The sequence below is a fragment of the Aeromonas sp. R5-1 genome (assembly GCF_040908265.1).
In the GTDB taxonomy this organism is placed as follows: Bacteria; Pseudomonadota; Gammaproteobacteria; order Enterobacterales; family Aeromonadaceae; genus Aeromonas; species Aeromonas caviae.
On record NZ_JBFODJ010000057.1, the window covers coordinates 1 to 9,780 of the forward strand.

Consider the following 9,780-nt stretch of genomic DNA (forward strand, 5'->3'; position numbering starts at 1 on the left):
ATAGACCCGTTCGACAGGCTGTCGCTGCCCAGTTAGCTCCACCGCTTTGAGGGTTCGGGTGCGCCCGGTCGGCGTTAGCCAGTCCCGAGCTGGAACCTGCTCTACACCAGGGTAACCAACCAAAACATTTCCTTTAAATCTAATGAGATAAGCAAAGCCTAGCTCTTGCTCCAGGCGTTCGAACAGCTCCATGTAACCAAAGCCGCGGTCAGCGACTACCGTCACGAAGATACCCTCTGGCAACGTCTGCTTGAGCTTGGTGAGCAGCTCTTTCTCATGGGCATTGCGTTGCCCTTTGAGCAACGATTTCCGATGGGTTTTCCACAGCAGCGGAGTACTGCGACTGTGGTTGGTTTGCAGGCTGATAACCAAGGTACTGTGATCATCGGCATCGAATTCGGTCCAGTCCATGGAGACTACGATCTCGGTACGTTCACCGACCACATAGGGCACCCAATCGTCAAAGAGGCTCCAGACATTGAGCTTGGTGTTAGTGAGCAGGCGATCCACCTGTTTAACCGCATGTTTACGTTCGAGACCGTTGGCCAAGGAGAGGCCACTACCGATGGCGTGGATGGCCAGTGAACCTGACTCGATAACCCCGAGGGTAGCATTGGCGAGGGAAAGAACACGCTTGGCATGCATGTCTTGTCCAAATATATCGTCGATGTGGTTGAGGATTAGTTCGTGGTTAAACATGGGGATAGTCTGTTGGGTATTAGCTGGTCAAGGATGGCGATCATACCTCAGAAGCCGCGCCACGCCTCGCTCATATGAGGGGATGGTTAAGCGGCAAAGGTCATCACCATGGTGACGCTGCCAAGCAGGCTGCCACGGTTCTCTTCCACAAAGCCAAGATTCACCTTCACCAGGGCACGCACCGCCAGCTCCAGCTCGGTGTAGAGCCCGTTCGAGCGAAACAGCGCCTCCCTGGCCTCATCCCTGCTGCCCTGGAACAACAGGGCATCCACCTGGTTGACGGCCCCCAGATATTGCAGCCACTGCTGCTTGACGCGGTTGAAGGCCTGGCGTTCATGCTCGGCCCCCACGGTTGCCTCGTAGGCATCCATGACCTGCTGCACCTTGCCCAGGCTCTCCTGGATGCGGGCGCGGCGAACCTGCCTGTCGACGGCATCTTCCACCATCAGCAGGGCAAACTGGGCACGGCGCACATAGGAGACGTCGTAGAGCAAGTTGTCCACCGAGAGCACGCTTGGCAGGGTGGAGTCGGTGAAGTTCAATACCCGATCCCGAATGTCCCGCAGTTCGGTGGCGAGAAACAGGCCGAAGACGGCGTTGATGACGGCAATGACCGCAAAGACGGCGGCAATCTTCTTGCCGATGGAGAGATGCTTGTAAGACATGTTGGCTGGTGATCCTCGACTGCAGATGTGCAGTGACACAATGATCACATCCGTGTAAGCGGTGACCCGAGACTCCTGACGGGAAATGACGATGGGAGCGAAGAGAGGGGATCCCTTGCTTCCCGCTCGCCCCACGCCGGGCCTTGTGCCCGCCACGAGGCTGCCAGCACAGGAGCGACCAGCTCGACGCAAAACTTGAGCCGATTGCCACAATCGGTCCGTCGTCATGGACAAAGCAGGGGCCAGGTTATGTAATGGCCGCTCGTCTCTCCCCATTCCTGTCTTCAGAGGCCCCATGGACAACGTATCGACCCTCTCCCCTTCCTGGTCTGTCCAACTGCGCGAGCAGATAGCGGATCGCCCCCTCATCGCCCTGGGGCTGCTGCTCGCCCTGGTCGCCGTGCTGCTGCTCCTGGTGCAGAGTCTCGTCATGCTGGCAGCAGGAGAGATCACGGCCGGGGTACGCTATGGCCTCATTGGCGGCGCTGCGGGTTTTGCCGCTACGGCGCTGGGCGCCCTGCCTGCCCTGTTCCTGCGCGCCGTTCCCCAACGGGTGGAAGATGCCATGCTGGGGTTCGCCGCCGGCATGATGCTGGCGGCGAGCGCCTTCTCCCTGCTGCTGCCGGGGCTCGAGGCCGCCGAGGGGATCACGGGTGACGGCTTCCTCGCCGCCGCCGTGGTGGTGGCCGGTATGACCCTCGGGGTGCTGCTGATGCTGGGACTGGATCAATTCACCCCTCACGAACACGACAAGACCGGCCCCTGTGGTCCCGGCCATGAGAGCTGCTCACGGGTCTGGCTGTTCGTCTTCGCCATCGCCCTGCACAACCTGCCCGAAGGCATGGCCATCGGGGTCAGCTTCTCCCAGGGGGACATGACGGTGGGACTGCCCCTCACGACCGCCATTGCCCTGCAGGACATTCCCGAAGGACTGGCGGTGGCGCTGGCCATGTGCGCAGCCGGTTTTCGCCCGCCGGTGGCCGTGCTGGTCGCCATCGGCAGCGGCCTGCTGGAACCGCTCGGCGCCCTGCTCGGGGTAGGACTCGCCAGCGGCATGGCCATCGCCTACCCCATCGGCCTCGGGCTCGCGGCTGGTGCCATGCTGTTTGTGGTCTCCCACGAGGTGATCCCGGAAACCCATCGCAACGGCCACCAGACCCACGCCACTCTGGGCCTCATGGTCGGATTCGCCCTGATGATGACGCTGGATACAGCCCTGGGGTGAGACGCCGACGCCCCATGCAACCCGTGGTCTCCCACGAAGTGATCCCGGAAACCCATCGCAACGGCCACCAGACCCACGCCACCCTGGGCCTGATGGCAGGCTTCGCCCTGATGATGACGCTGGATACAGCCCTGGGATGAAACGCCGATGCCCCATGCAACCCGTGGTCTCCCACGAAGTGATCCCGGAAACCCATCGTAACGGCCACCAGACCCACGCCCCCCTGGGCCTGACGGCAGGCTTCGCTCTGATGATGACACTGGATACAGCCCTGGGATGAAACGCCGATGCCCCATGCAACCCGTGGTCTCCCACGAGGTGATCCCGGAAACCCACCGCAACGGCCACCAGACCCACGCCACCCTGGGTCTCATGGCGGGCTTCGCCCTGATGATGACCCTCGACACCGCGCTCGGCTGATCACCCCCCTCAAGCCCCGTGCGCCTAGTGACGACAGCGCGCCCCCCTTGAAATAAGAGGGGGAAATCGCCTAATGTTGAGCCCCCGGCGCCCTTTGACTGGTTGATGTACGGCGCCTGAATCCCATCGGAAGCCTGCCCGGATGACCCTCAGGATAATCCTGCTGCTGTGTCTGCTTGTCCTCACCGCCAGGGCCATTGGCGCCACCGAGGTCTTTCATACCGCCGCGCAGCAGGCGTCGTCCCCCAAGTACGTGACGCTCCCCGACGGGCATGTCGGCGGGATCTGCGTCGATCTCTTCCGGCTCATGGAAGCAAGGGAGCCTGCCCTTCGCATTGAGGGAGATCAGCGCTTCCTGCCGCTGCGACGGCTGGAAAAGAAGGTGCAGCACGGCCAGCTGGACTTCATCTGCGGCGTGGGGGAGAGCCCGGCCAGGCGGGATCACTTCATCGTCCTGACCCCCGCCATCTTCACGGTGCGCTACCACCTGGCGGTGCGCCGTGACGATCCCGTCGAGATACGCAGCTGGCAGGATGTCAGGGCCCTCGGCCAGGCGGGCATCATCCTCATCAACCATGGCAGCGGCGCCATCGCCCGGCTCCAGGACATCGGCGGCCTCATCATCGACAGCGGCGGGATCAGCAACCAGGCCAACTACGAGAAGTTGTTGATGAAGCGCGGCCGTTTCGTCTACTACCGCTCCCCTGGGTTTGAGTCCGACTTGCGCGAACAGGGGCTGGCCGACAAGATCCGCATCCTCCCCACCGTAATGGAAGAGACTCCCTTCTACATCCTGTTCCATCGCCACAGTGCCCCCGAGCGCCTGACCCTGTTCGTCAACACCCTGCAACGGCTCGCAGACAGTGGTGAACTGGCCGCCCTGGCCAGACGCTACCCCTGACCCCCCATCCGCGCCATCGCAATGCTCGGCGCCACCGCCAAGTTTTGCTATCATCCACGCCAACTTTTTCGGCCCAGCGGCCATCGAGACGAGGTAGATGATGAAAGTAGGTATTATCGGCGCCATGGAGCAGGAAGTAGCCCTCCTGCGCAGCCAGCTGAGCGAGCCCACCACCCTGCAACTGGGCGGCTGCGAGTTCTATCAGGGCAAGCTGGCCGGTAAAGAGGTGATCCTGACCCGCTCCGGCATCGGCAAGGTCGCCGCCAGCGTCGCCACCAGCCTGCTGCTGGAGAAGTTCGCTCCCGATTGCGTCATCAACACCGGTTCTGCCGGCGGCTTCGCCCAGGATCTGCACATCGGTGACGTGGTCATCGCGAGCGAGATGCGCTTCCACGACGTGGACGTGACCGCCTTCGGTTACGAGATGGGCCAGATGGCCCAGCAGCCCCCCGCCTTCCCCTGCGACGAAAAACTCATCGCCCTGGCACAAGCCTGCATTGCCGAGCAAGGCAAGCACCAGACCAAGGTCGGGCTCATCTGCACCGGTGATCAGTTCATGTGCAAACCGGACGCCATCGCGAAAGCCCGTGCCGACTTCCCGCAGATGCTGGCGGTGGAGATGGAAGGGGCCGCCATCGGCCAGGTGTGCCACATGTTCAAGGTGCCCTATCTGGTGGTACGGGCCATGTCGGATATCGCCGGCAAGGAGCAGGTGGAATCCTTCGATGCCTTCATCGAGGTGGCGGGTCAACACTCCGCCGAAGTGATCATCGCGCTGCTCGGCAAGCTGTGATCGACGCCCCCTCCTGGGATGCCCTGATGACCGCCCTCGCCTCCACGACGGCGGCCATCATGGTGGGGGCCGCCCTGCTGGAGGCCCTGCTGCCCTGGCCCGCACGCTTTCGACCCGGCGCAGCCGTGTCTCTGCTCACCCGCCTCGGCCAGAAGGTCTATCGCCCCGACGGCACGCCACGCCAGCAGAGCCAGGCCGGGCTCCTTGCCCTGCTGGTGGTCTGGGTGCCCTGCGCTGCCGGTCTCTGGGCGGTGCGCAATCTCTCCCTGTCCGAGCCCCTGTTCGACCTACTGTTCCTGCTGCTGATGCTCGAATCCCGCCCCTTGCGGGAACTCGCCCGGGGGAGCCGCGCCCTGGCGACCCAGGAGACGCTGGTCGTGGCAAGGCTGCAGGTCGCCCCTTGGCTCAAGCGGGAGACCGGCAAGCTCTCGGTGATGGGGTTGAACAAGGCGGTGAGCGAGACCTGCGTACTGCGCCTCGTCGGTCAGTGGGCCGCCCCCCTGCTGGGCTTCGCCCTGGCCGGGGTACAGGGTGCCCTGCTGGTGCGGCTCGCCCAGTTGACCCATCTGGCGTGGAACCCCAAGCAAAGCGCGTTCGTCCACTTCGGCCGCCCGGCTGCGGCGCTCTATCAGGGTTTCTGCGCCCCCGCCATCCTGTTGCTGGCGCTCCCCCTGTGCCTGACCCAGGTGCGCGGACTGGGCAACAGAGTGCGGCCTGCGCTGCATTGGCCCCATCCCGCCATGGGGGTCCTGCTCGCGCTGCTGGCCCGGGCGACGGGCAGCCGACTCGGCGGCCCCCGCTACTATCAGGGCCAGCTGGTGCGCTTTCCGGTATTTAATGAAGGGAGCGAACCCGATGCCAACCTGCCCCTGCGCCTGCTGCAGCGTCTGCAACTGACCGGCTGGGGCTGGCTCGGGCTCTCGCTGCTCCTGACATGGATGGAGCTCAATCATGGCTGATCGCGTTTCCCTTCGTGCCCTGGGCCTGTTTGTCTGCCTGCTGGGCACCTCACTGTGCGCCATGGCCACCCCGCCGCAGCGCATCGTGAGCCTCACTCCCCATCTGACGGAACTGCTGTTCGATATCGGCGCCGGGGATCGCGTGGTCGCCACCGACGATGCCTCCGATTACCCCGCCGAGGTGGCCAACCTCCCCAGGGTGGCCAACTATCGCAGCATCAACCTCGAGGCGCTGCTGGCCCAGAAGCCGGATCTGGTAGTGGCCTGGCGCTCCGCCCAGGCCCGCATGCTGGGCCCGGTCGAGCGCCTCGGCATTCCCGTCTTCTACTCGGAGCCCACCGACTTTGCCTCCCTGGCTACCGAGATGCGCAGCCTGGGGCACCTTCTCGGGCTCACGCCCAGAGCCGACGAGCAAGCCCGCGCCTATCTGACCCGGCTCGACGCCCTGGCGGCGCGCTACGGCGAGCCCAAGCCCCTGTCTGTCTTCTATCAGCTCTGGTACCCGCCGCTCACCAGCGTCAATAATTCGACCTGGCCGGGGCAGGCCATCACCCTCTGCGGCGGACGCAACATCATGGCGACGACGGGAGCAGCCTACCCCCAGGTCGGGCTGGAGCAGGTGATCAAGGCCAATCCCGGGCTTATCCTGGCTGGCGGCCGGGATCCTTCCGTGCTGGATCACTGGCGGCAGTGGCCCATGCTGGACGCCGTCAAACACCAGCGGCTCGCCCTCATCAACGCCGATGAACTGCACCGCTTCACCCCCCGCGCCCTCAACGCGGTGGAGCAGATATGCGAGGCGATAACACTATCAACGGTGACCTCTCAAGCAGATCAATTACCAGGCAATCAATGACCGAGCAATGGATTAACAACTTTCAGAATCACATCTATCCGTCATAGATAAAGGGAAGACTGGTTCTACCATAATAGAGATAATCAATATTCCCCCTACATTAATCAGGGCCAGTCTTTAATAGCGCATAAAGCGTAATATCACTGGCCAACCCTGATTGTTGGTAAGCGCCCTTGAATCGGCATCTTTTTTTCCCAAAATCAGCTCGTCACACTTGAAATCCATTACCTCTTCGCTGGATTTTCACTATGACCACTCAAGAACGTGCTGATTTTTGGCGACAGCAGATCACCGCCTGGCTTGACTCCGGCCTCTCCGGCCACGCCTTTTGCAAAAGCCAGGCACTGGTCTATCACCAGTTTGCTTACTGGCGTAAAAAGCTCGAACAGCCTGTAGACTCGGACTCTCTTCCTGGCTTTGTCAGAGTAGCCATGCCTGTTCCTGTCACGAACGAAGTCGGCTTGACGCTCACCTTACCCAACGGGATCACTCTCTCCGGGTTACATCCGGGCAATATCGATTTGCTCGGCGCTATCATGAGGCAGTTGTAATGCGCCCTCGTTACTTGCGTCCGGCACTGACCATGCCGCAGATCTACCTCTATCGGGCTCCTATCGATTTTCGTAAACAGGCCCACGGCCTGGCGGCGCTGGTCGAGCAGCAACTGGGGCACAACCCGTTCACCGGTGCCCTCTATGCCTTTACCAATCGCCGCCGCAACAAGATCAAGTGTCTGATGTGGGAGGACAACGGCTTTGTGCTCTATTACAAGGCGCTGGCCGAGGAGAAATTCAAGTGGCCATCGTCTGCCGATGAGCTACTCTCCCTCTCTTCCGAGCAGATAAACTGGTTGCTCGATGGCTACGATATCTCCTTGATGCAGGGCCATAAAACACTGCATTATGAGACGCTTTAATACCGCCAACCTCGTGCTTTACCGCCTTGTTTTTGTTATAATTTCCTCATGAAAATGACGCCGAAAAACCTCACCCCATCACCTGAACTCAGTGGCCTTAGCGCCGCTGAGTTGTTGGCGGTTATTGCGGGTTTTCAGCAACAGTTGGCGTTAAAAGAAGAGGCTATCCAGCGGCGTGACGCCCATATCCTGTTACTCGAAGAGCTGCTGCGTCTGCGCAGGATCCAGCGCTTTGCCGCCAGCAGCGAGAAACTCCATCAGCTCCAGCTCTTTGATGAGGCAGAGCTGGAAGCGGACATGGACGCCCTGCTGGCCCAGTTACCCGATGACCTGCCGCAAACTGCCGAAGCAAAGGCCAAGCCGCGTCAACGTGGCTTCTCCGCCTCACTACTGCGCGAGCGCATCGAACTCACCCTCAGCGATGAGCAGAAAGCCGGGGCCAGCAAGGTGTTCTTTACCAAGGTCAAAGAGGAGTTGCAGTTCATTCCGGCTCAACTCAAGGTGCTGGAGATCTGGCAAGAGAAGGCGGTGTTCGAGCGTGATGGCGAAGAGGTGATCCTCGCGGCCAACCGCCCCGTACACCCGCTGGGCAAATGTATCGCCACGCCGTCATTGCTGGGCTACATCATTACCTCTAAGTATGCCGATGGCCTGCCACTGTACCGTCTGGAGCAGATGTTCAAGCGCCTGGGGCAGGAGGTGAGCCGCACCAGCATGGCCCACTGGATCATCCGGCTGGATGAGGTGTTCCAGCCATTGATGAACCTGCTGCGCGAGGAGCAGAACCACGCGACGTACCTGCAAGCCGACGAGACGCGGATCCAGGTGCTCAAAGAGGAGGGCAAAACTGCGCAATCGGACAAATGGATGTGGGTGACCCGCGGTGGTCCGCCGGGCCGCCCCTCTGTGCTATTTGAATATGATCCGTCGCGCGCCGGAAGTGTTCCTGTGCGCCTGCTGGACGGTTTTAGCGGCGTACTGCAAGCCGATGGCTATTCTGGCTATAGCCAGGTGTGCAAACAGAGCGGTCTCACCCGGATTGGCTGCTGGGATCATGCGCGGCGCAAATTCATCGAAGCGACCCAGGCCACGCCGTCCGTTGCGAAGGGCAAGAGCAAGCCCGGTGCCAGCAAGGCCGATGTAGCCCTGGGGTACATAAGTAAACTCTATGCCATCGAGCGGGAGCAGAAGGAGCGCAGTGATGCCGAACGCTATCAGGCACGGCAGACGCGTAGCATGCCGCTGTTGGCGGAGTTCAAAACCTGGCTGGACAATAACGTCGGCAAGGTGATGAAAGGCTCGCTGACGAGAAAGGCGATGGAATACACGCTGGGGCAGTGGCCCTATCTGGTCGGCTACTGCGAGCGGGGTGATCTGCACATCAGCAATATCCTGGCGGAGAACGCAATCCGCCCGTTCGCCGTGGGGCGCAAGGCCTGGTTATTCGCCGACAGCGCGCAAGGCGCCAAGGCCAGTGCAACCTGCTACTCGCTGCTGGAGACAGCCAAAGCCAATGACCTGGAGCCATCAGCGTATATCAACCATGTGCTGGCGCAGATCGGCGAGGCCGATAGCCTGGAAAAACTCGAAGCCCTGCTACCATGGAACGTCCCGCTGGAGCCCATTGCAAAAAAAGTGGCGCAATACAACGAAGGCAAGTAGGTCGATTTAGCGGCGCTTACGATTGTTGCAGGCCTTGCGCCAATACGGTCAAAAACTTCGAATTGTGTTGGCGAAGTGTATGGTAGCTATAAAACAAATCTGTAACATTCTTTTCGGTAAGCAATTCTTCATCCATCGCGATCAAGGATAAATAGCTGCGCAGCAAGAAATAGTCCGCAATGAGAACCTGATAGGCTACTTGTGGGGAGTCATACCCCGCTGGGAACTGGTTGTGGTAGACATGATAAAGCAGATAGTTCTGTTGAATATGGGGACGCTCCATCAAAAATGGCACGACCTTTTGGTGCCAGCTTTGGTGTATCAGCAGTAACTTATCCTCATAAAATTCACCTTCTAATACTTGATCCTGATTACCCATGATTAGCAGTCACCACGAGCTATACTGATCTTACGTACAGTTACTGAGGTGCGAGATCATGGCCAAAAGCAAAGTCCAATTCCAGAAAGGCTACAGCCTGTTTGATTTTTTCAAGGACTATGGCACTGAAGCGCAGTGCGAAAACGCGCTGCTCGCTTGGCGTTTTCCGAACGGTTTCATCCGACATTCCGCACCTGATTTAGGAATAAATTTGGTTCTTCGCGGGATCTTGGGGAAGTGGAAGTTGACAGACAGGGTGCTGGTAAACTGGCTGTCTCCAAACACACCACCACCATCACCCTGCT

9 protein-coding genes and 6 pseudogenes are annotated in these 9,780 nt (G+C 60.5%); 12 read left to right on the plus strand and 3 right to left on the minus strand.

Translation table 11 applies throughout. The features are described 5' to 3' along the window. Both AB5Y64_RS09015 and AB5Y64_RS09020 read right to left on the minus strand, forming a co-directional pair. Window positions 1-699, minus strand: a pseudogene (locus AB5Y64_RS09015) (IS4-like element ISAs18 family transposase); the annotation flags it as partial. A 92-nt stretch (window positions 700-791) separates the two neighbouring features. Continuing rightward, a pseudogene (locus AB5Y64_RS09020) lies at window positions 792-1,364 on the minus strand (MCP four helix bundle domain-containing protein); the annotation flags it as partial. 295 nt (window positions 1,365-1,659) lie between these two features. On the opposite strand from AB5Y64_RS09020, the gene AB5Y64_RS09025 reads away from it, so the two are divergent. From AB5Y64_RS09025 to AB5Y64_RS09075, 11 genes and pseudogenes are all read left to right on the plus strand, one after another. After that, a complete protein-coding gene (locus AB5Y64_RS09025; protein WP_128345017.1) occupies window positions 1,660-2,589 on the plus strand; it encodes a ZIP family metal transporter in 930 nt (309 codons plus the stop codon). A gap of 23 nt (window positions 2,590-2,612) precedes the next feature. After that, window positions 2,613-2,729: pseudogene (locus AB5Y64_RS09030) on the plus strand (ZIP family metal transporter); the annotation flags it as partial. A gap of 23 nt (window positions 2,730-2,752) precedes the next feature. After that, window positions 2,753-2,869, plus strand: a pseudogene (locus AB5Y64_RS09035) (ZIP family metal transporter); the annotation flags it as partial. 23 nt (window positions 2,870-2,892) lie between these two features. After that, window positions 2,893-3,009, plus strand: a pseudogene (locus tag AB5Y64_RS09040) (ZIP family metal transporter); the annotation flags it as partial. Between the two features lie 142 nt (window positions 3,010-3,151). Beyond that, window positions 3,152-3,910: an ABC transporter substrate-binding protein gene (locus AB5Y64_RS09045; RefSeq protein ID WP_124245080.1), complete on the plus strand. Its 759-nt coding sequence runs from the start codon at window positions 3,152-3,154 to the stop codon at window positions 3,908-3,910. Between the two features lie 100 nt (window positions 3,911-4,010). Beyond that, window positions 4,011-4,703 carry a 5'-methylthioadenosine/S-adenosylhomocysteine nucleosidase gene (gene mtnN, locus AB5Y64_RS09050; protein ID WP_368203646.1) on the plus strand — a complete coding sequence of 231 codons (693 nt, stop codon included), beginning with the start codon at window positions 4,011-4,013 and terminating at the stop codon, window positions 4,701-4,703. A 26-nt stretch (window positions 4,704-4,729) separates the two neighbouring features. Further along, window positions 4,730-5,662, plus strand: coding sequence for a cobalamin biosynthesis protein (locus AB5Y64_RS09055; protein WP_368203647.1), 933 nt, complete (start codon window positions 4,730-4,732; stop codon window positions 5,660-5,662). Between the two features lie 61 nt (window positions 5,663-5,723). Further along, window positions 5,724-6,518, plus strand: a complete 795-nt coding sequence (locus AB5Y64_RS09060; protein ID WP_368203649.1) for a cobalamin-binding protein — start codon at window positions 5,724-5,726, stop codon at window positions 6,516-6,518. A 248-nt stretch (window positions 6,519-6,766) separates the two neighbouring features. Continuing rightward, the gene (locus tag AB5Y64_RS09065) at window positions 6,767-7,069 is read left to right on the plus strand and encodes a hypothetical protein (protein ID WP_103857964.1); all 303 of its coding nucleotides are present in this window, start codon (window positions 6,767-6,769) and stop codon (window positions 7,067-7,069) included. After that, window positions 7,069-7,434 carry an IS66 family insertion sequence element accessory protein TnpB gene (gene tnpB / locus AB5Y64_RS09070; RefSeq protein WP_041205730.1) on the plus strand — a complete coding sequence of 122 codons (366 nt, stop codon included), beginning with the start codon at window positions 7,069-7,071 and terminating at the stop codon, window positions 7,432-7,434. Before AB5Y64_RS09065 ends, tnpB begins: the two co-directional genes overlap by 1 nt. A gap of 48 nt (window positions 7,435-7,482) precedes the next feature. Further along, complete coding sequence (locus tag AB5Y64_RS09075) at window positions 7,483-9,096, plus strand: IS66 family transposase (protein WP_103857963.1); 1,614 nt, start codon at window positions 7,483-7,485, stop codon at window positions 9,094-9,096. Window positions 9,097-9,112: 16 nt separating this feature from the next. Here the strand turns inward: AB5Y64_RS09075 and AB5Y64_RS09080 are convergent, their stop codons facing one another. Continuing rightward, on the minus strand, window positions 9,113-9,475 hold the full coding sequence (locus AB5Y64_RS09080; protein ID WP_161470679.1) for a hypothetical protein: 363 nt from the start codon (window positions 9,473-9,475) through the stop codon (window positions 9,113-9,115). A 58-nt stretch (window positions 9,476-9,533) separates the two neighbouring features. Between AB5Y64_RS09080 and AB5Y64_RS09085 the strand changes: the two are divergent. Further along, a pseudogene (locus AB5Y64_RS09085) lies at window positions 9,534-9,780 on the plus strand (hypothetical protein); the annotation flags it as partial.

What these genes read in the sequence shown, in the direction of transcription:
- mtnN (WP_368203646.1), top strand. Translation starts at nt 4,011, where the DNA reads ATGAAAGTAGGTATTATCGGCGCCATGGAGCAGGAAGTAGCCCTCCTG.
- AB5Y64_RS09055 (WP_368203647.1), top strand. Translation starts at nt 4,730, where the DNA reads ATGACCGCCCTCGCCTCCACGACGGCGGCCATCATGGTGGGGGCCGCC.
- AB5Y64_RS09080 (WP_161470679.1), bottom strand. Translation starts at nt 9,475, where the DNA reads ATGGGTAATCAGGATCAAGTATTAGAAGGTGAATTTTATGAGGATAAG.
- tnpB (WP_041205730.1), top strand. Translation starts at nt 7,069, where the DNA reads ATGCGCCCTCGTTACTTGCGTCCGGCACTGACCATGCCGCAGATCTAC.
- AB5Y64_RS09065 (WP_103857964.1), top strand. Translation starts at nt 6,767, where the DNA reads ATGACCACTCAAGAACGTGCTGATTTTTGGCGACAGCAGATCACCGCC.
- AB5Y64_RS09060 (WP_368203649.1), top strand. Translation starts at nt 5,724, where the DNA reads ATGGCCACCCCGCCGCAGCGCATCGTGAGCCTCACTCCCCATCTGACG.
- AB5Y64_RS09045 (WP_124245080.1), top strand. Translation starts at nt 3,152, where the DNA reads ATGACCCTCAGGATAATCCTGCTGCTGTGTCTGCTTGTCCTCACCGCC.
- AB5Y64_RS09025 (WP_128345017.1), top strand. Translation starts at nt 1,660, where the DNA reads ATGGACAACGTATCGACCCTCTCCCCTTCCTGGTCTGTCCAACTGCGC.
- AB5Y64_RS09075 (WP_103857963.1), top strand. Translation starts at nt 7,483, where the DNA reads ATGAAAATGACGCCGAAAAACCTCACCCCATCACCTGAACTCAGTGGC.